The 18,617-nt window shown below is 62.6% G+C and carries 18 protein-coding genes; 8 read left to right on the top strand and 10 right to left on the bottom strand.

Annotation, left to right across the window (positions count from 1 at the left end; translation table 11 throughout):
* Positions 1 to 40 precede the first annotated feature (40 nt).
* Both BLW55_RS17585 and BLW55_RS17580 read left to right on the top strand, forming a co-directional pair.
* Entirely contained in the window at positions 41 to 1,333 is a 1,293-nt protein-coding gene (locus BLW55_RS17585; protein WP_090329649.1) for an NAD(P)/FAD-dependent oxidoreductase, read from the top strand.
* A gap of 10 nt (positions 1,334 to 1,343) precedes the next feature.
* On the top strand, positions 1,344 to 2,315 hold the full coding sequence (locus BLW55_RS17580) for an amino acid ABC transporter permease (protein ID WP_090330050.1): 972 nt from the start codon (positions 1,344 to 1,346) through the stop codon (positions 2,313 to 2,315).
* A gap of 10 nt (positions 2,316 to 2,325) precedes the next feature.
* Here BLW55_RS17580 and purD read toward each other — a convergent pair whose 3' ends face one another.
* Positions 2,326 to 3,600: a phosphoribosylamine--glycine ligase gene (purD, locus tag BLW55_RS17575; protein WP_090330049.1), complete on the bottom strand. Its 1,275-nt coding sequence runs from the start codon at positions 3,598 to 3,600 to the stop codon at positions 2,326 to 2,328.
* A 160-nt stretch (positions 3,601 to 3,760) separates the two neighbouring features.
* Between purD and ubiA the strand changes: the two genes are divergently transcribed.
* Positions 3,761 to 4,744 (top strand): 4-hydroxybenzoate octaprenyltransferase, encoded by a 984-nt coding sequence (gene ubiA, locus BLW55_RS17570; protein WP_090329648.1) that lies wholly within the window; start codon positions 3,761 to 3,763, stop codon positions 4,742 to 4,744.
* A 9-nt stretch (positions 4,745 to 4,753) separates the two neighbouring features.
* Here ubiA and BLW55_RS17565 read toward each other — a convergent pair whose 3' ends face one another.
* The 3 genes from BLW55_RS17565 to BLW55_RS17555 form a co-directional block, all read right to left on the bottom strand.
* Positions 4,754 to 5,317, bottom strand: a complete 564-nt coding sequence (locus tag BLW55_RS17565) for a DUF6101 family protein (protein WP_025029476.1) — start codon at positions 5,315 to 5,317, stop codon at positions 4,754 to 4,756.
* Between the two features lie 273 nt (positions 5,318 to 5,590).
* Entirely contained in the window at positions 5,591 to 7,006 is a 1,416-nt protein-coding gene (locus tag BLW55_RS17560; RefSeq protein ID WP_090330048.1) for an FAD-binding oxidoreductase, read from the bottom strand.
* A gap of 22 nt (positions 7,007 to 7,028) precedes the next feature.
* Entirely contained in the window at positions 7,029 to 7,985 is a 957-nt protein-coding gene (locus BLW55_RS17555; protein ID WP_007006845.1) for an L-threonylcarbamoyladenylate synthase, read from the bottom strand.
* A gap of 160 nt (positions 7,986 to 8,145) precedes the next feature.
* Between BLW55_RS17555 and BLW55_RS17550 the strand changes: the two genes are divergently transcribed.
* Positions 8,146 to 8,676 carry a hypothetical protein gene (locus BLW55_RS17550; RefSeq protein WP_007006844.1) on the top strand — a complete coding sequence of 177 codons (531 nt, stop codon included), beginning with the start codon at positions 8,146 to 8,148 and terminating at the stop codon, positions 8,674 to 8,676.
* A gap of 99 nt (positions 8,677 to 8,775) precedes the next feature.
* On the top strand, positions 8,776 to 9,189 hold the full coding sequence (locus tag BLW55_RS17545; protein WP_007006843.1) for a hypothetical protein: 414 nt from the start codon (positions 8,776 to 8,778) through the stop codon (positions 9,187 to 9,189).
* On the opposite strand, the gene glyS is transcribed toward BLW55_RS17545, so the two are convergent.
* A complete protein-coding gene (glyS, locus tag BLW55_RS17540; protein ID WP_090329647.1) occupies positions 9,190 to 11,391 on the bottom strand; it encodes a glycine--tRNA ligase subunit beta in 2,202 nt (733 codons plus the stop codon). It abuts the gene before it with no gap.
* A 142-nt stretch (positions 11,392 to 11,533) separates the two neighbouring features.
* Here glyS and BLW55_RS17535 point away from each other — a divergent pair, with 142 nt between their 5' ends.
* On the top strand, positions 11,534 to 11,779 hold the full coding sequence (locus BLW55_RS17535) for a hypothetical protein (protein ID WP_090329646.1): 246 nt from the start codon (positions 11,534 to 11,536) through the stop codon (positions 11,777 to 11,779).
* A gap of 88 nt (positions 11,780 to 11,867) precedes the next feature.
* On the opposite strand, the gene BLW55_RS17530 is transcribed toward BLW55_RS17535, so the two are convergent.
* The 5 genes from BLW55_RS17530 to BLW55_RS17510 all read right to left on the bottom strand — a co-directional run bounded on the left by BLW55_RS17530 (position 11,868) and on the right by BLW55_RS17510 (position 17,342).
* The gene (locus tag BLW55_RS17530) at positions 11,868 to 12,251 is read right to left on the bottom strand and encodes a VOC family protein (RefSeq protein WP_007006841.1); all 384 of its coding nucleotides are present in this window, start codon (positions 12,249 to 12,251) and stop codon (positions 11,868 to 11,870) included.
* An 86-nt stretch (positions 12,252 to 12,337) separates the two neighbouring features.
* Positions 12,338 to 13,264 (bottom strand): glycine--tRNA ligase subunit alpha, encoded by a 927-nt coding sequence (locus BLW55_RS17525; RefSeq protein ID WP_081784625.1) that lies wholly within the window; start codon positions 13,262 to 13,264, stop codon positions 12,338 to 12,340.
* A gap of 97 nt (positions 13,265 to 13,361) precedes the next feature.
* Complete coding sequence (locus BLW55_RS17520) at positions 13,362 to 14,000, bottom strand: TylF/MycF/NovP-related O-methyltransferase (protein WP_177175103.1); 639 nt, start codon at positions 13,998 to 14,000, stop codon at positions 13,362 to 13,364.
* Between the two features lie 139 nt (positions 14,001 to 14,139).
* Positions 14,140 to 16,194 carry a tetratricopeptide repeat protein gene (locus BLW55_RS17515; RefSeq protein WP_090329644.1) on the bottom strand — a complete coding sequence of 685 codons (2,055 nt, stop codon included), beginning with the start codon at positions 16,192 to 16,194 and terminating at the stop codon, positions 14,140 to 14,142.
* 134 nt (positions 16,195 to 16,328) lie between these two features.
* The gene (locus tag BLW55_RS17510) at positions 16,329 to 17,342 is read right to left on the bottom strand and encodes a polyprenyl synthetase family protein (protein ID WP_090329643.1); all 1,014 of its coding nucleotides are present in this window, start codon (positions 17,340 to 17,342) and stop codon (positions 16,329 to 16,331) included.
* 180 nt (positions 17,343 to 17,522) lie between these two features.
* Between BLW55_RS17510 and BLW55_RS17505 the strand changes: the two genes are divergently transcribed.
* On the top strand, positions 17,523 to 17,762 hold the full coding sequence (locus BLW55_RS17505) for a putative signal transducing protein (RefSeq protein WP_007006836.1): 240 nt from the start codon (positions 17,523 to 17,525) through the stop codon (positions 17,760 to 17,762).
* Positions 17,755 to 18,537: a tRNA1(Val) (adenine(37)-N6)-methyltransferase gene (locus BLW55_RS17500; protein WP_090329642.1), complete on the top strand. Its 783-nt coding sequence runs from the start codon at positions 17,755 to 17,757 to the stop codon at positions 18,535 to 18,537. Before BLW55_RS17505 ends, BLW55_RS17500 begins: the two co-directional genes overlap by 8 nt.
* The last annotated feature ends 80 nt before the right edge of the window (positions 18,538 to 18,617 follow it).

The raw sequence follows: 18,617 nt of genomic DNA, 5'->3' as shown, positions 1-18,617 counted from the left end.
CCAGCCCCGCGGCTTGCCGCGGGGCAATCGATGGGTTCGCATGGATTATATCGACACATTCTACGCCCGCACGCTCACCGCATCGGGCGAAAAACCACGCCTTGAAGGATTGCACGAAGCCGATTGCTGCATCATCGGCGGTGGGCTGGCGGGTCTCAGCACCGCATTTCATCTGGCAGAAGCCGGAAAAAGCGTCATTCTCCTCGAAGAAAACCGATTGGGCTGGGGTGCTTCCGGGCGCAATGGTGGCTTTGTGAGTCCCGGCTATGCCCACGGTCGTTCCGCCATTGCCGGTATGGTTGGTCAGGCGCATGCCGATGACCTACACCGTCTTTCCATCGAAGGCATGCAACTCGTGCGCCGGCACATCGCTCTTCTCGGCATAAGTCACGCCGACCCACAGCACGGCATCATGAGCGTGGTTCGTTATGACACGGGCGAAAGCCTGCGCCGCGATGCCGACATCATGAGCGAGCGCTTCGACTATCCCCTCGCCTTCATGGACACCTCGCAGGTGCGTGAAGTGCTACGCAGTCAGTGCTACTTCCAGGCTCTGCGCGACGATCAGGCCTTCCATTTCCATCCGCTCAACTATGTGCACGGGCTGGCAGGCGCGGTGGAGAAGGCTGGTGGAGAGATATTCGAACAGTCTCGCGCTGTCAGCTACGAGCGCAAAGGCGCGTCGACGCTGATAAAAACGGATCATGGCGAAGTCCGTGCGCGCGATCTCGTCATCGCCACCGGCGGCTATACCGGTTCACTGTCCAGCCGGATGCAGCGCGCCTATCTCCCAATCGCCACCTATGTGATGCTCAGCGAACGCAATCCGGCGCTCATCGAGCAGGCGATCCGCACCCGCCATGCGGTCGGCGACAACCGGCGTGCGGGCGATTATTATCGGCTGGTCGATGAAGGGCAGCGCATCCTGTGGGGCGGTCGCATCACCACGCGGGCAGCGGACACCAAAGCCCTGACGCGCGAACTGCGTGCCGAGATGACCACGACCTTTCCGCAACTGACCGGCCTGAAGGTGGAACTCGCCTGGTCCGGGATGATGTCTTATGCACGCCACCGCATGCCACAGATCGGAAGCCTTGGCGCCAATGTCTGGTACTGCACCGCGTTTGGCGGCCATGGCATGAACACGACCGCCATCGGGGGAAAAGTGGTCGCGGAAGCCATTCTCGGCGAACCGGAACGACTGCGCCTTTTCGAACCATTCGGCCTTTCATGGGCAGGCGGGGCGGCCGGTCTTGCCGTCGCACAGGCGACGTTCTGGAAGCTGCAGATGCAGGACAAATGGCAGGAATGGCGATCTCAAAAGGGGGGATGAGGAAATGGAGCTGATCGGCCGGCTGGTGCTGGATTATCCGCGTGCGATGTACTGGAGCGGCCAGGCCCTGCTCATGGTTGCCATGTCCATGGTGTTGTATTTCCTGGGCGCTGGCGAAGGCGTGATGAGCGCATTGAACGGTGCTGGCGAACCTGGCGCTTCCGCTTCCTTCCTGAACAGCATGTCCGGAGCACTGGTTCTCGCCCTCATCATCACCGCCTTCTGGCGCGCGGCCTCGCTTCTGCCCAGGCGTCAGCAGATCATCGTCAGCTGGGTCACGCTCTTCGCCCTGCTTCTCGCCTTCTTCTACTCCTTCGACCTGAGCTTTGAATTCATCGCCAAGAAGATTGGCTTTCTGGTCACACAGGGTGTCGTCACAACACTTTACATCTCGGTGCTTTCCATCGTGATCGCCACCACGATCGCCCTGTTCGGCGCGATCGCAAAACTATCGAAGAACGGGCTGATCTTCGGCTTTGCCTCGTTCTACACGTCGCTGTTTCGCGGTCTGCCGCTGCTCATGCAGATCTACATCATCTATCTCGGCCTGCCGCAGCTCGGTTTTGTCATCGATGCCGTTCCGGCAGGCATCATGGCGCTTTCACTGTGCTACGGCGCCTATATGACGGAGATCTTCCGCGCCGGCATCCAGAGCATCTCCAAGGGACAGTGGGAAGGCGCGGCCGCATTGGGTCTCGGCCCCAATCAGACGATGTTTCTCGTCATCCTCCCGCAGGCGATGCGTGTCATCATTCCCCCGACGGGCAACCAGTTCATCTCGATGCTGAAGGATTCATCGCTGGTTTCGGTGGTCGGTGTCTGGGAGATCATGTATCTCGCTCGCACCCTCGGGCAGACCGAATTCCGCCATATCGAAATGCTGATTACTGCAGCCTTCATCTACTGGATGCTGTCCATCTGCCTCGAATTCATGCAGTCGCGGATCGAAGAGCACTTCGGCCGTTCGCAAAACAGAGGCTGAGGCGTTCGCCTCAGCCTTCGCGTTCCACCGCGCGCCAGCCAATGTCGCGCCGGCAAAAACCCTCCGGCCAGTCGATCAGATCGACCGCGCGATAGGCCTTCTCCTGCGCCTCTTTCACCGATTTGCCCAGTGCAGTGACGTTCAGCACCCGCCCGCCATTGGCCACCAGTGCGCCCTCCTTCAGGGCCGTTCCGGCGTGAAAGATCTCGACACCCTCATCCGCGCTCGCCACGTCAAGTCCACCGATCACCGTGCCCTTTTCAGGGCTTGCCGGGTAGCCTTTCGCGGCCAGCACCACGGTCAGCGCCGCCTCGTCGCGCCAGCGCGCGGAGACATGCCCCAGTTGCCCGTCCACCGCCGCGTTGATCAGAAGCAGAAGATCTTCCTTGAGCCGCATCATCAGCACCTGGCATTCCGGATCGCCGAAACGCACATTGTATTCGATGAGCTTGGGGCCATCCTTCGTCAGCATCAGCCCGGCATAGAGAACACCGGTAAACGGCGCCCCCATCTCCGCCATGCCCTTCAGCGTCGGCTCGATGATCTCGGCCATGGTGCGGGCGAGCGTTTCATCATCCAACACCGGAGCCGGCGAATAGGCGCCCATGCCGCCGGTATTCGGCCCTGTATCGCCATCGCCAACGCGCTTGTGGTCCTGCGCGGTGCCGAAGGGCAGCGCCGTCCTGCCGTCACACAGGCAGAAGAAGCTCGCCTCCTCGCCCTCCAGGAATTCCTCCACGACAACAGAAGCACCCGCCTCGCCGAAGCTGCCGTCAAAGCAGTCGTCGATGGCGGCGATGGCCTCATCCTCCGTCATGGCCACGGTCACACCCTTGCCAGCGGCAAGCCCGTCCGCCTTGATGACGATGGGCGCGCCCTGCTCGCGCACATAGTCGCGCGCTGCCAGCGCATTCTCGAAACGCCCATAGGCTGCCGTGGGGATCGCCTGGCGGTCGCACAATTCCTTGGTGAAGCTCTTCGAGCCTTCAAGCCGGGCAGCTGCCGCACTTGGGCCAAAGACGCGGATACCCGCCTCATTCAGCGCATCGGCAAGCCCTGCAACGAGCGGCGCTTCCGGCCCCACCACGACGAGGTCTATCGCCTTTTCGCGGCAGAAGGCGACAACCGCCGCATGATCGGAAACGTCAAGCGCCACGCACTCGGCGTCCCCTTCCATGCCGGGATTACCGGGCGCTGCATAAAGCTTCGTCAGCACAGGAGATGCAGCCAGTTTCCAGGCCAGCGCATGCTCGCGGCCACCGGACCCGATCAGGAGAACATTCATCGTGCGCATCCCCGCTTGTTCAATCACTGCCTCGGGCTATGGCCCTTCGCGCCGAAAATCAAGGCGCTTGTCCGCCGTTCCCCGACAGAAACGCTTGACGCAGAGAGGCGGGCTTGCCACTCCCTGCAGGGAAGACACATAAAAATGGACGATTTGCACGATGGAAAAGATCCAGTCACGCCAAGGTCAGGGCCGCGTTTCCGATGCCCCTTCCGGCCACTGGGTCTATCGCATCCTGCCGCGCGGCATGTGGCCCTATGCGCAGCTTGCCCGCTGGGATCGCCCCATCGGCTGGCAGTTGCTTCTGTGGCCCTGCCTCTGGTCCACCGCCCTTGCCGCCTCCGCCTATGCGCAACCCGGCGCGCCGCTTGCCGAGGTGCTTCCCTCCCTCTGGCACATCCTGCTCTTCCTCGTCGGCGCAATTGCCATGCGCGGGGCCGGCTGCACCTATAATGATCTGGTGGATGAGCGCATCGACAATGCGGTCGAGCGCACACGCTCACGCCCCCTGCCCTCCGGTCAGGTTTCGCGCGGGCAGGCGTGGGCTTTCCTTCTGGCGCAGGCGCTGCTCGGGCTTCTGGTGCTCGTGCAGTTCAATGCATTTGCCATCGCGCTTGGCTTCGCCTCGCTCATCGTGGTGGCGATCTACCCCTTCGCGAAGAGATTCACGGACTGGCCGCAACTCTTTCTAGGACTTGCCTTTTCCTGGGGTGCGCTGATGGGCTGGGCGGCCGATTTCGAGAGCCTGTCGCTCGCGCCCTTGCTTCTCTATTTCGGCTCGATCCTCTGGGTCATCGGCTATGACACGATCTATGCTCATCAGGACAAGGAAGACGATGCCATAGTCGGCGTTCGCTCCACCGCACGCCTGTTCGGCGAGAAAACCCGTCACTGGCTGATCGCGCTTTATGGCGGCGCGCTTCTGTTCTTTGCGGTCGCCTTCGCGCTCGCCGAAGTGCCGATGCCCGCGCTTGCGGGCCTTGTGGCCGCAGGTGCCCATATGGCACGGCAAATCCGGGTCATCGACATCGACAACCCGGATCAGTGTCTGGCGCTCTTCCGCTCCAACAATGTGGTCGGCTGGCTGATCTTTCTCGGTCTGATCGGCGGTGGCCTGTGGGCCGTGATCAGTCCACAGTTCTGACCGGCGCGATCAGTCGCGGGCGATGATCTCCGCTCCGCCAACAACCATGCGCACGCCCAGGCTGCCGCATCGGCGACGCGCGAGAAAACGCGGACGGCGCGCTCGAACGGCATGGCCCTGACGCCGATGCTTCGGCGGGTTTGCCTTTACCTCTCCAATGCTCTCTTCGAGCGGGCGGGCCAGTCCGTCGGCCTCGATCATCAGCATGGGCAGCCCCAGCGCCTCCGACCATGCACGCCAGTCGGCAGCCACATCGTCCAGATCACCCGCCACCAGAAGCGGCACACACAGCATCGCATCCGTGTGAAGCAGTTCGAGCGTCACCGTCACGTCGCCCAGGTCATCCTCGATGGCGCGTGCCGCAACGCCGCGAAACGCGCGCGTCGGCAGGGCGAAGGTCACCGGCAGGCCGCTTTTGTTGAGAACGCGCTTCATGCGCACGCCGCGATTGTCCACGGTAAAGGACACTTCGCCGAAATCGTCGTGCGATGCATAGCTCACCGCCTGTGGCAGGCGAAAGGGGTCGAGCCGCATTGCGCGGCCCGCCCAGACTGGCTTGAGCCCACTGTTCATATTCTTGCCTTCCTGTCACTCCTGAGAGCCGGTTTTCCGGTTCTCTCACCGGGCCGTTTTCGGCCTCGTTATGGAAGGCACCCTAGCGCCGAGCCCGTTACCGTCAGGCTTAGAAAGTCGGTTAAATTTTGCTGACCTTACAGTTGGTTAGCGATTTCCCACCAAGTGTAACGATCTGGCAAGAGGCATGACCGGGAGGTAAATGGCCGCGGCTCCGGCATGACAATGCCGGAGCGCAAGACGCATTGCGCGACCCGCCCAACGATTTTGAATTCAGATAACCTTGCGCGGGTTCATGATGCCCGCCGGATCAAACGCTGCCTTCACCCGGCGCATCAGCTCCGTGGCGACGGCGGGTTGCGTGGCGATCAGCTCGTCGCGCTTCATGCGCCCGATGCCGTGTTCGGCTGAAAAAGACCCGCCCAGATCGCGCACGATGGCGTGGATGGCATCGTTCATCTTCCGGTAGAGGGCGAGATAGGTGTCCCGGTCTCCATCCTTCGGCTGCGAAATGTTGTAGTGGAGATTGCCGTCGCCCATATGGCCGAAGCAGACCACGCGGCAGCCCGGCGCCACCTTCTGCGCCTCTTCGCCCGCACGCTCGATGAATTCGGGGATCGCCGCCACCGGCACGGAAATGTCGTGCTTGATCGAGCCGCCCTCCGGCTTCTGCGCCTCCGACATGGATTCGCGCAGATGGCGGAAGGCATTGGCCTGCCCCTCGTTCTGGGCAATCGCGGCGTCCACCACCAGCCCTTCCTCGAAGGCGACCGTCAGCACTTCCTCCATCAGCTCCTTGGCATCGTCGCCCGAACGCCCGGAGGAAATCTCTATCATCACATACCAGGGATGCGCCTCGGCAAGCGGATCGACAGAACCCGGCACATGCGCCAGCGTGAAGGCAAGCGGCGTGCGCTCGATGAGTTCGAAGGCCGTCAGCCCATTGCCGGCGCGGTCATTGGCCAGTTCGAAGAAGCGCAGCGCGTCGGCAGGTGTCGGCAGAGCCGCCCAGGCCAGTTCCCGCCCCTTGGGCATGGGAAAGAGCTTCACCACCGCCGCCGTGATCACGCCCAGCGTGCCCTCGCCACCAACGAACAGGTTTTTCAAATCGTAGCCGGTGTTGTCCTTCTTGAGCTTGCGCAGATCGTCAAAAACCTCGCCCGTGGGCAGCACCACCTCGACACCGAGGCAAAGGTCGCGCGCCGTGCCATAGGCCAGCGCGCCCACGCCGCCTGCATTGGAGGAAAGGTTGCCACCGACCTGGCAGGAGCCCTGCGAACCGAGCGAAAGGGGAAAAAGGCGATCCTTTTCGGCCGCCGCATCCTGCAGCACCTGCAGCACCACGCCAGCATCCACCGTCGCCGTGTTGGATTGCAGATCGATTTCACGGATCCTGTTGAGGCGCGAAAGCGAAAGCACGATCTCATTGCCCTCGCCGTCCGGCATCTGTCCGCCCACAAGACCCGTATTGCCGCCCTGCGGTACGATTGCCGTGCCGGTTTCGCTGGCAAGCTTCAGAATTGCACTTACCTCGTCCACCGAGCCCGGCCGCAGCACCATCGGTGTCTTTCCGCGAAAAAGCCCGCGCGGCTCTTCTTCATAGGGCGCTATTTCGTCCGCAGCGGACAGGGCGTGGCGTTCACCAACGATTTCGGCAAAACGGGCGAGAAGAGCGGCATCGATGGTCATGAAGTTGTGGTTTCCTGAAGCGTTAGTGATCTCGGGGTGCGGCAGCGCGCGCGAGGCGATCATTGATGGCTTCGCCAAGCCCTTCAAGGGGCACCGGCTCGACAGCGATTGTGGCAGCGCCCGACCGGTCGAGCGCAAGCAGATGCGAAAAGAGGTTCGCCGCCGCCTCGCGCAGGTCTCCGCTCTCGGAAAGATTGCGCAGGGCAACCGCCCTCTCCGCCCCCGCCGCACGTTGCGGCCCAAAGGCAAGCAGCGCGTCTCCCGGTTTCACCTCTGCCACACCGAGCCGCATATGGGCGCTGGGCGCGTAGTGAGAGGCAAGCATGCCGGGGGCCTGCACGCCCTTGGCACCACGCATCAGCGACATTCCGGTGACGCGCTCAATCTCATCAGCCGCAACGCCGCCCGGACGCAGAAGCGTGATGCTGTCTTCCCCGACCTTCACAATGGTGGATTCCAGTCCCACCGGCGTAGGCCCGCCATCCACGATCAACGGAATGCGAGACCCGAGATCAGCCTCGACCGCCTCCGCCGTTGTGCCGCTGATGCGGCCCGATGAATTGGCGCTTGGAGCCGCCACGGGTCGCCCCAGCGCTTCGATCACCCGCGCGCCAAACCCTTTCGGGCAGCGCAGCGCGATCGTGTCGAGCCCAGCCGTCACCAACGGGTGAACGCCGGAACCGGCGCGATGCGGCAGGACCAGCGTCAGCGGCCCCGGCCAGAAGGCATCCGCCAGACGGCGCGCGAGCAGGTTGAAAACGGCAATGCGCTCCGCCATCTCCCGGTCCGCCACATGCGCGATCAGCGGATTGAACTGCGGGCGGCCCTTGGTCTCATAGATGCGTGCCACCGCCTCGCCATTGGTGGCATCGGCGGCAAGCCCGTAAACCGTCTCCGTCGGGATGGCGATGGCCGCCCCCGCGCGCAACAGTTCAACCGCCCTGCGAAGGGCTTCCCGCTCCGGCAGTATATCGGCCAAGCACACATCCTCTCAAAAAAGCCCCTGCTGAGTATCGCGCCTGCCGCAGTCGGGCAAGGTCGCGAATCCCCGAGTTTGCTGAATCTTAAGGGAATTCGCGTCTTGTTGTCCGGGCGATATGAGATGCGCGCAAAGACCGCCAATGATTGGGGGAGGAAGAATGCAGTCATGGCCCGTAAAGCCGCTGCTCGTCACCACGCTGCTTTTTGCGGCTGGGGGCGTTCGTGCTTCATCCCTTCTCGAACTGGCAAACGAGGCATCGCCCCAGCCGCAATCGACCGTGGTCCTGCGGCAGATCGAGCGAAAGTCCCCTCCGCGAACAGCACCGAGCCAGCCGCTTCTCTCCTACCCGGCTCCATCCTTGCGCGAGGCACCTTCAGCGGAACTGCTCCGGCTTTCTCCGTCCATGATCGGCATTGGAACCCCTCTGCCCGTGCTGCACCCGGAAGCCGGAGAGATCACCAGCGCCATCCCGCGCGGCCAACACCGGATGCCGCAGGTGATCCGCGGCGGCGAGACCGGTACAGTGCCCCCACGGCAGGTTTCCGCCCCTCAGCCATCACAACCCAAAGCGGCCGCACCGAAAGAGCGCAGGCCTCAGGCGCGACCGGAACCGGAACCTGAAAACACTGCCGCGGTGAAACCTCCCGCACCGCCGCCAGTCGGCGAGCCAGTAGGGCATCCCGAATAGCTCCTGTCATCAGGCTGGCAGGAGTGCGGCTCACACCCAGCTTGACGTCTCGTGAAGCGCGGCGCACCTTCCGCGCATCACTGTTCGGAGACCAACGCCATGCTCACCTTCATGAAAATCCTGCATTTCTTCGGCCTCATGCTGGGGGCGGCCGGCGGCATGGGCGGTATGCTGGTGGCCATTCAGGCCAAGCGCTCCGAGGGCGCGCCTCCGCCCGGTCTTCTGGCGCTGCGACCGCGCTTCACGCTCATCACGCTTTCAGGCGTTTTGCTTCTGTGGTTGACAGGGCTTTGGCTTTGGCTGGTGCGCTATGAGGGCGCGCTTTTGAGCACGGCCTTCCTGTTCAAGCTCGTGGCGGCAGCCTTCATCCTCGCCGTCGCCCTGCTCGGCTTCATGGCCGTCCGTCGCGGCCAGCCCGGCACGCCGCCACCGGCCTATTTGCAGCGGCTCGGCCCGCTGGCGGGCCTTGCCTCCTATATCGCCGTGGCGCTGGCGGTCTACGTGTTCGCGTAGCTACCCGGTGATTTTCGAGAAATCCGCGACCTGTGCCGTGGCGCTGCGAATGCGTGAAAGCAGCGCCAGACGGTTTGCCCGAACCGCTTCGTCATCCGCATTGACCATCACGCCATCGAGGAAGGCATCGACCGGCTGGCGCAGCCGCGCCAGGAAGGACAGCGCCTTCACATAATCATTGGCGGCGATGGCCTGACCGGCAAAGTTCTCCGCCTCTTCCAGACTGTCGAACAGCGCCCGTTCCTCATCGGTTTCAAAGAGCTTCGCATCGACCGCCCCGGCGATTGCCGTGCCCTTCTTCTCCGCATCGGCCACGATGTTCGCCGCCCGCTTGGCACCCGCCAGAAGGTTCTCGCCATCCGTGGTCGCCAGAAACTCCGACAGCGCCTCCACCCGCCGCACGATCAGGAGGAGATCGTCGGCATCATCAGAGATCACCGCATCGATCAGATCATACCGCGCCCCCTGATCGCGCAGATAGACTTTGAGACGATCATGGAAGAAGGAGAGGAGGTCTAGAGCATATGTTTCAAAAACATCTTGACCTTCGGTCTTCTGCACAGCCTTCTCGATATTAGGGCGGGCTCCAGGTGTATCGACGATCCACCGGAAAAATTGCAACAGGTTGAGACCAATCCCATTCTCCGAAAGTATGCGGATCACACCCAGAGCCGCGCGTCTCAGCGCATAGGGGTCCTTCGAGCCCGTGGGTTTCTCGTCAATCGCCCAGAAACACACAAGCATGTCCAGCTTGTCCGCCAGCGCAACGGCCACGGCCACCGGGTCGGTCGGCACGGCATCATTCGGCCCCTGCGGCTTGTAGTGATCCTCGATGGCCGCCGCCACCGCAGCGCTCTCGCCCTGCAGTTCGGCATATTTGCGGCCCATGAAGCCCTGCAGTTCCGGGAACTCGCCCACAACTTCCGTCTGGAGATCGGCCTTGGCGAGATGCGCCGCGCGCACGGCCTCTGCCGGGTCCGCCCCCACCACAGGCGCAAGCTCCTTCGCCAGTGCCGCAATCCGCGCCACGCGCTCACCCTGCGTGCCAAGCTTGGCATGAAAGGTCACGCCCAGATGGTCGAGCCGCGCCATGCGCTGGTCGAGCGGCTTTGAAAGATCGAGCCCGAACGTCTTTGCCGAGCCCTCAAGCCTGCCGAGATCGGGCAGCGAGGCCTGGTCCGTCTTCCAGAAATAGAGCGCATCGGAAAGCCGCGCGCGCACCACCTTGCCATTGCCGTGGGCGATTTCCCTGCCGCCGTCCTTCGCCTCGATATTGGCGGTGATGACGAAGCGATTGGACAGCTTTTCCGTCTCGCCCTGCGGGCGGCAGACAAAGCACTTCTGGTTGGCGCGGATCGTCAGCCGGATCACCTCCGGCGGAATGGTCAGATAGTCTTCCTCGAACGCACCGAGCAGCACCACAGGCCATTCCACAAGGCCGGAGACCTCTTCCAGAAGCCCCTCGTCTTCCACCAGCTCCAGCCCGTTGGCGAAGGCCAGATTGCGCGCGTCATCGAGAATGATGCGCTTGCGGCGGTCGGGGTCGAGCACAACCTTCGCTGCTTCCAGCTTCTCCACATAATCGTCAAAACGCCGCACGGTGAGGGCGTCGGGCGCATGGAAGCGATGGCCGAAGGTGACATTGCCGGAGCGGATGCCGTCGATCTCGAAATCGACCACCACCGGCTCTTCAGTTTCGGGCCCGAAGGTGCACAGGATCGATTGCAGCGGGCGCACCCAGCGCAGGCTGCCGGGCTTTGCCGAGGCAGCGCCCCAGCGCATGGATTTCGGCCACGGGAAATTGCGGATGATGCCCGGCATGATCTCGGCAACGATCTCTTCGGCCGCCCGGCCGGGCTTTTCAATCAACGCCACATAGAAATCGCCCTTTTTCGGGTCGCTCTTCACCTCCGCCTCATCGATGGAGGAAAGCCCCGCCCCGCGCAAAAAGCCCTGAATGGCCTTTTCCGGCGCGTCGGTGCGCGGGCCCTTGCGCTCCTCGCGCACATCCCTGGAACGGGCGGTCACGCCGCGAATATCGAGCGCCAGCCGGCGTGGCGTCCAGTATTCGGTCGCCGCCTCATAGGTGAGCCCCGCATCCACCAGACCGTCCGTCACCAGCTTCTTCAGGTCGCCGGCAGCCTTGCGCTGCATGCGGGCGGGAATTTCCTCGGAGCGGAGTTCGAGAAGAAGATCGGGCATTGGGAGGTCTCTGAAAAGCGGACTATATCGCGCCCGGCAATAGCAACTCCGCCCGCCAATGTCACCCGCCACGCGGTGCGAATGAACCTTTTCAACGCCGGCTGCGACCAACAGGCATCAGATCACCACCCGGACGAGAACAATGACAGCCGCCCCCGCCCTTCTGCATTCCATCGCGCTCTGCGCCTGCCTGACCATCCAGGCCGTGCCGGGCAGCACCGAACGCCCCTCCGGCTTCCGCCGCGCTCTGCAGACGCTTTCGGCAGATCGAACACCAGCCACCGTCATCCCGGAAGCCCGAAGGGCTATCCGGGACCCATTGGAAGAACATCAAGAGGCGCGGCCCGGTTCTGTTTGGGCAACCCTTGGCGATGCTGGTATCTTCTGAGGAAACCGGCCCTGCTGCTGAATGGGTCCCGGCTCTCCCTTTGGTCGGCCGGGATGACGCGGATAAGGTCCGACCGAGAAACCAGAACCTACTCCTGCAGCGCAGGCGTCATCCAGCCGATCACGGCCCCACCCGGCTCGCGCAGAATGGCGATACGGCCCACGCCCGGCACATCGAAGGGTTCACGCAGAATTTCGCCTCCCTTGCCCTTCGCTTTCTCCAGCGCCGCATCGACATCGTCGACCGCCAGATAGGACATCCAGTGTTCGGGCACACCCTCGAATTCCGGCCCCGCCATGGTGAAGATGCCGCCAACTGGCGTTTCGCCCACCATCGCGACCCAGTAGGTCTGGCCATCCCCCATGTCCATGCCATCGAAGGTCCAGCCCACGGCTTCTCCATAAAAGGCTTTCGTTTTCTCCGCGTCACGCGTCTTCAGTTCGTTCCAGTGGAATTGGCCGTGCTGTGTCATGATCATCTCCCTTGGCCCCGCAGAACCAAGCAAAACGGGGCGCATCCATGATACGCCCCGCCGCCAGAATCACCAATGACGTTCGTTCAGGCTACTGCCATTTCCGCGCCGCCCGCATCCGTCTTCAAAAACGCCTCGCCGCAGGCTTTCGCCAGTTCGCGCACCCGCAGGATATAGCTCTGGCGTTCCGTCACCGAGATCACGCCGCGCGCATCGAGCAGGTTGAACACATGGCTCGCCTTGATGCACTGGTCATAGGCCGGGAACACGCATTTGTGCAGGTGCCCCTCATCCGCCGGTGCGCCGGCCGCGAGAATCGCCTGGCACTCGGCCTCGGCATCCTTGAAATGCTGGAACAGGATGTCCGTGTCGGCATATTCGAAATTGAAGCGCGAATATTCCTGCTCAGCCTGCAGGAAAACGTCGCCATAGGTCACCTTCGCGTCGCCTTCGAGACCGTTGAAGTTCAGGTCATAGACATTGTCGACGCCCTGCACATACATGGCCAGCCGCTCCAGACCATAGGTCAGCTCGCCCGCCACCGGCGCGCATTCGATACCGCAGACCTGCTGGAAATAGGTGAACTGCGAGACTTCCATCCCGTCGCACCAGCATTCCCAGCCAAGGCCCCAGGCGCCCAGCGTCGGGCTTTCCCAGTCGTCTTCCACGAAGCGCACATCATGCGTCGCCATATCGAGGCCGATGGCCTCCAGCGAGCCGAGATAAAGCTCCTGCAGGTTCGACGGGTTCGGCTTCAGGATCACCTGATACTGGTAATAGTGCTGCAACCGGTTCGGGTTTTCGCCATAGCGGCCATCGCTTGGCCGGCGTGAGGGCTGAACGTAAGCCGCGTTCCACGGTTTTGGCCCGAGCGAGCGCAGCGTCGTTGCCGGGTGAAACGTGCCCGCCCCCACTTCCATGTCATAGGGCTGCAGGATCACGCAGCCATGCGCGGCCCAGTAATTGTGCAGGGTCAGGATAAGTCCCTGAAACGAGCGCGTGGGGTGCGTGATGGGCAGATCGGTGCTTGGCGCGGTCACAATGCTTCTCCGGATGATGCCGGCACGTCCTATTCCGCGCCCCGGCAAGCGTCAAGGCGCGGGGCGCGTTTCATGACCGTAGCTTTCTGATAACGGCGTGCGGCAGCGTGCGCTCCAGCCGCAATGAGGCATCCTCGGCCAGCACTTTGTCCACCGCGTTTCGGCACCCCTCATAGTCGTTGTAATCGTCGACGATCACCACCCCGTCCGGGTTCAGGCAGCGGGATACCGACGTGAGGCAGAAGAGGACGGGGTCGTACCAGTCGCAATCAATATGCACCAGGCAGAAACGGTCGCTCTCTGAGGGTGCGAACGTGTCTTGAAACAAGCCTTTTCGGAGGATGATCGACTGGTTGTCGACGCGCAGCCCATACTTCTCGAATGAGGACACGACCCGGCCATACAGATCATCCATGTATCCGTAATATTCGCCATCTTGAATGCCGGTCGACTTTCCATCGGCAATCACCTTGAACCGATTGTGGGCGTCGGTCCCATCGTCGTCGGTGGGCGGGGGTATCTGGCCAAACACGTCGAAGCCGAGAAACCGGCGCCCGCCACGACGCTTGGCCAGCACAATGGCAGAGCCTCCCAGCGCCATACCAAACTCGGCGATATCTCCGGAAACGTCTTCTGCCACCACGCGCTCAAGTTCGGAATTGAGTGATGCCATGCGCTCGAGCGGCAGATAGGTCAGACCGTCTCTCATCACCTCCCGGGCAACGGGCGGTAAGGAGAGTTTAAGTCTGCGTTTCGTGAGCGATCGCCCCAGTTTCTGAAACATCCCCACGTTTAATCCGCCCGTTTTTATCGTGAAGGAAACCCGAAAACTCTAGCCGTTCACAGTCTCACTGATCCTGGGGAGGAAGCCGGATTTCCTGGCCTGCGCGAAGCAGGTCGGGATTGCGCCGGAGATCGGGATTGATCGCCAGAATTTCGCGGAACCGTTCGCCGTCGCCAAGCTGCCCGACAGCGATGGACCAGAGCGTCTCGCCGGGTTTTATCGTGTACATCGCATCGCCCATGGCGGCCTTTTCGGCTGCGTCGGGTGCCTTGGCTTCGCTCTTCGGCTCGTCTGCAGGCTCACCTGTCTCACCGACGGGTGTCGCTTCGGACACGCCCGTCTCATCAGAGACCACCGTCTCGGCCGGCGAAACCTCGGCCACCCGCTCTGGCTCCTTATCGGGCAGCCCTTCTTTCAGCTTCTTTTCCACCTCGGCCAGCAGTTCGGGCTCGGGATCGAGGTCGCGGGCATGCGACCATTGATAGGTGGCTTCCAGCCTGCGGCCCGTGCGCCAGTAAGCATCGCCCAGATGGTCGTTCAGAACCGGGTCTTCAGGACGAAGCGAAACGGCGCGCTCAAGCTCCTTCGCCGCTTCCTCGTAACGGCCAAGACGATAATGCGCCCAACCGAGCGAATCGACGATGTAACCGTCATTGGGGCGCAGTTCGACCGCACGGCCGATAAGTTCCAGCCCCTCCTCCAGCTTGATGTTCATGTCGACCCAGGAATAGCCCAGATAGTTCAGCACCTGAGGCTGATCGGGGTAAAGCTCCAGCGCCTTGAAGAAATTCGGCTCCGCCTTTTCCCACTCCTTCAGCCGCTCATAGGCGATGCCGCGCTGGTAAAAGAGGCTCCAGTCTTCGCGCTCCGGCTCTTTGATGCGCGCAACCGCGCGGTCATAGACCCCGGCGGCAGAGCGGAAATCCTTCTGCACCGCATAGACGCGGCCCAGAGAAAGATAGGCGCGGATATCGTCAGGGTCCTTTTCGATGGCGGCGTTCAGATAGGTCTCCGCCTCATCGTGCCGGTCGAGATCGGCAAGGTTCAGTCCCGTCTGCAGTTCGGCCAGACGGCGCCACGGCGAGCCCGGCTTGATCCGATCATAAAACCCAATGGCCTTTTCAGGCTCGCTCTGCTGCTCGGCGAGCGAGGCGAGCTGGATCAGGATGTCGTCATTGTCGGGGCTCAGCGCCAGCGCATAATTCAGGTAGAGCTTTACGAAAGGCTCGCCGCCACCGCGATTGAGCGCGGTGGCGATGTTGAGCAGGATTTCGGCAGCACCGGCGCGCGGATCAGGCACAGGAAACGCAACCGTTTCATCTGCCTCGATCTTTTCGCGCAGAATTGTCGTGGCAGCGCGGCCGGTGATGTAGGTTTCCCCCTTATCGAGCGCGGCAAGCGCCTTGTCCTTTTCGCCACGGCCGGCCAGCCAGGCCGCATAGGCTTCGGCCGCACGCATATAGGTGTCCGGGCCGGCCGATGCGGCTGACACGTCACCGAGCAGCGCGTCGAAAGCCTTCTCGGCTTCGGCATCCCTGCCGCTCTGCGCCAGCATGAGCGCGCGGTGATATGACTGGAACAGGCGGTACCAGTCGGGCCCTTCGAGGTCACCGAGGGTTTTGAGTGCCTCATCGGCCCGCCCCTGTCCCAGCTCCGTCCATGTGGACATGATGGACGTGATCAACCGGTCGAGATCCGATTCCAGAACGAGCTTCAGCCAGTTCTCGGCCTGCGCGTACTTCTCGTTGCGCAGCGCATCGACGGCGAGACCGAGCCGCGAAAAGCGTTCCATTTCGGGTACGGATTTCAGAGCCCTAGCATGCGGCAGCGCATCGTCGAACCGGCCCTCGGCGACCAGCGCCAGGAGCAGGCTTTGCTGGATGCCCTGATTGTCCGGCTCAAAGGCAAGCGCGCGCTCGTAATAATCGATGGCGCTCCCGAAATCATTGTCCGCCTCGGCAGCCCGCGCGGCAAGAAACGCGCCAGAGAACGAGGAAATCGCGATCAGGTCCCGATCGTCGGCACCTCCCTCCTTCGCCATGCCCGTTTGAGGAGCAAGCGCGAGGAACCCCGCGAGGCCAACCGTTGTCAACAGTCCCGAGTTGAAGCGCTTTCTCATTTACCGTCCCGCTGCATGCTGTCCTCATCTCTTCTTCCTCCGCCGAAGCGAAGAGGTTGGGAATCCCTTTTTCCCTCGCAGACAAGCATGGCCTTTTTGCGGAAACGCTTCAACGGGGACTGTCTCCCCTGATATCAGGTCACCCGGCTGATGCAGAAATCAATCACATCGAGAAGCGCATCTTTCTGCGGCGTCGGCCTGAGCGGTGCCAGCGCATCGCGGGCGATTTCGCCAAAGTGGCGCGCCCGTCCGATCGTGTCGCCAATTGCGCCATGCTTGTGCAAAAGCCCGATCGCCTTCTCAAGCGCCGCGTCGTCGCACTGATTGTCCTCGATGGCGCTTTTCCAGAATGCCCGTTCGTCTGGGCTGCCGCGGCGATAGCTCAGGATCACCGGCAGGGTCACTTTGCCCTCGCGGAAATCGTCGCCGACATTCTTGCCGAGGTCCGAGCTCTTGCCGCCATAGTCGAGTGCATCGTCGACAAGCTGGAACGCCAGGCCGAGATTGGTGCCGTAGGAGCGCAGCGCCGCGCGGTCGTTGCGGGTCGCGCCTGCCACAACGGGGCCGACTTCGGCAGCCGCAGAAAAGAGTGCGGCCGTCTTCGCCTTGATGACCGCCAGATACTCGTCTTCGGTCGTCTCGAGGTTCTTGGCGACGCTGAGCTGAAGCACTTCGCCTTCAGCGATGACAGAAGCAGCGGTTGACAGGATATCCAGCGCGTCGAGCGAGCCGACCTCGACCATCATGCGAAACGCCTGGCCGAGCAGGAAATCGCCCACCAGAACGCTTGCCTGATTGCCCCAGATCATGCGCGCTGTCTTGCGGCCACGGCGCAAATCGCTTTCATCCACCACATCATCATGCAGCAGCGTGGCCGTGTGCATGAACTCCACGCTGGTGGCGAGCTTCACATGCCCCTCACCCTCATAATCGAACATCTGGGCGGCGGCGAGCGTCACCATCGGGCGCAGGCGCTTGCCGCCGGAGTCGATGAGATGTTTTGCCAGTTCCGGGATAAGCTCGACGTCCGAGCCCGCCTTCGACAGGATCAGCTCGTTGACACGCGCCATTTCGTCAGCGGTCAGGTCCATGAGGCTTGCGACGGAGGCTGCGCCACGCTTGCCATCGAGATTCAACACTACACCCACAGATGGTCCTCCAATCACGACCGGAGACGGACCGGCACGGCCGGACCGAAACGTTCAAAACATTCCGGGCAATCTAGTGCCCTGCCCCCACGCGGGGCAAGCGGCGAATGCGCACGGGGCGTGCGCCCGTCAATCACGAAGTCGTTTACAGGGGTGGCGCAAACTGTCAACGTCACGCCCATGATAGAACTCATCCGCACCAATGATCCCGTGGTCATCTCCTTCGTGGAAAGCCTCCTGCGCGACGCCGGCATTGCCTTTTTCGTCGCCGACCAGAACATGAGCATCATGGAAGGCTCTCTCGGCATTCTGCCGCGACGCGTGATGATCGACGAGGATGACCGGGATGCAGCACGTCAATTGCTGAAAGACGCCGGCATCGAGCACGAAGCGCGCTCCGACGACAAGAAGAATGCCTGACACGAATACCCAGGCGCAGCACAGCGTCGATTCCTTCCATCGGGATGCGTTCCGGCTCGTCCAGCCCACGGGTCGCGGGCATCGCTCGGGCGTGGATGCCATGCTCGTGGCCTCTGCCCTGCCGGGCGGCCTTGAAGGAGTGGTCGCCGACCTTGGCGCGGGCGCGGGTGCTGCCGGTTTCGCCGTCGCCGCCCGTTGTCCCAAAACCTGTGTCACCCTTGTCGAGAATGCCCCGGAAATGGCCGAATGCGCCCGCCGCAGCATTGCGCTGCCGGAAAACGCCGCCTTTTCCGACCGTATGCGTCTGATCGAGGCCGATGTCACGCTTTCAGGCGATGCGCGCGAGGAGGCGGGCCTTTCGCGCAATGCCTATGCCGCCACCATCATGAACCCGCCCTTCAACAGCGCCAGCGACCGCGCCACGCCGGATGCGCTAAAACGGGCGGCCCATGTCATGGACGACACGCTTTTCGAAACATGGCTGCGCACGGCAGCCGCCATCACCATGCCCGGCGGGCTCTTGGCGCTGATCGCCCGCCCCGCTTCGCTGTCGCCCATTCTCGACGCGCTAAGGGGCCGTTTCGGCGGTGCGCGCATCGTGCCGGTGCATGGCCGCGCCGGCCACCCGGCCATCCGCATCCTCCTGCGTGCGCAAAAGGGCAATCGTGCCGGGCTGTCGCTCGAACCGCCCCTCATCCTGCGCGACGAGGACAACCGGGTAACAGAACGCGCCGAGGCGCTAACCAACGGGCAGGCGGCGCTTTTCGGCGATTGAACGAGCCCGGCCATTGCACGAACCGCGCAAATGCCTACATGCTCACGAGCAACACGTTCCTTTCTTCTGGAGTAAGCACG

This window comes from Nitratireductor aquibiodomus, from assembly GCF_900105565.1.
Lineage (GTDB): Bacteria > Pseudomonadota > Alphaproteobacteria > Rhizobiales > Rhizobiaceae > Nitratireductor > Nitratireductor aquibiodomus.
Note: the sequence above shows the minus strand (reverse complement) of the source record. Positions and strands in the feature narration are given on the sequence as shown.

Excerpts from the sequence above, each read along its gene's own strand:
- BLW55_RS17585 (WP_090329649.1), top strand. The coding sequence starts at position 41 with ATGGATTATATCGACACATTCTACGCCCGCACGCTCACCGCATCGGGC.
- purD (WP_090330049.1), bottom strand. The coding sequence starts at position 3,600 with ATGAATGTTCTCCTGATCGGGTCCGGTGGCCGCGAGCATGCGCTGGCC.
- ubiA (WP_090329648.1), top strand. The coding sequence starts at position 3,761 with ATGGAAAAGATCCAGTCACGCCAAGGTCAGGGCCGCGTTTCCGATGCC.
- BLW55_RS17565 (WP_025029476.1), bottom strand. The coding sequence starts at position 5,317 with ATGAACAGTGGGCTCAAGCCAGTCTGGGCGGGCCGCGCAATGCGGCTC.
- BLW55_RS17560 (WP_090330048.1), bottom strand. The coding sequence starts at position 7,006 with ATGACCATCGATGCCGCTCTTCTCGCCCGTTTTGCCGAAATCGTTGGT.
- BLW55_RS17550 (WP_007006844.1), top strand. The coding sequence starts at position 8,146 with ATGCAGTCATGGCCCGTAAAGCCGCTGCTCGTCACCACGCTGCTTTTT.
- BLW55_RS17545 (WP_007006843.1), top strand. The coding sequence starts at position 8,776 with ATGCTCACCTTCATGAAAATCCTGCATTTCTTCGGCCTCATGCTGGGG.
- glyS (WP_090329647.1), bottom strand. The coding sequence starts at position 11,391 with ATGCCCGATCTTCTTCTCGAACTCCGCTCCGAGGAAATTCCCGCCCGC.
- BLW55_RS17535 (WP_090329646.1), top strand. The coding sequence starts at position 11,534 with ATGACAGCCGCCCCCGCCCTTCTGCATTCCATCGCGCTCTGCGCCTGC.
- BLW55_RS17530 (WP_007006841.1), bottom strand. The coding sequence starts at position 12,251 with ATGACACAGCACGGCCAATTCCACTGGAACGAACTGAAGACGCGTGAC.
- BLW55_RS17520 (WP_177175103.1), bottom strand. The coding sequence starts at position 14,000 with ATGAGAGACGGTCTGACCTATCTGCCGCTCGAGCGCATGGCATCACTC.
- BLW55_RS17515 (WP_090329644.1), bottom strand. The coding sequence starts at position 16,194 with ATGAGAAAGCGCTTCAACTCGGGACTGTTGACAACGGTTGGCCTCGCG.
- BLW55_RS17505 (WP_007006836.1), top strand. The coding sequence starts at position 17,523 with ATGATAGAACTCATCCGCACCAATGATCCCGTGGTCATCTCCTTCGTG.
- BLW55_RS17500 (WP_090329642.1), top strand. The coding sequence starts at position 17,755 with ATGCCTGACACGAATACCCAGGCGCAGCACAGCGTCGATTCCTTCCAT.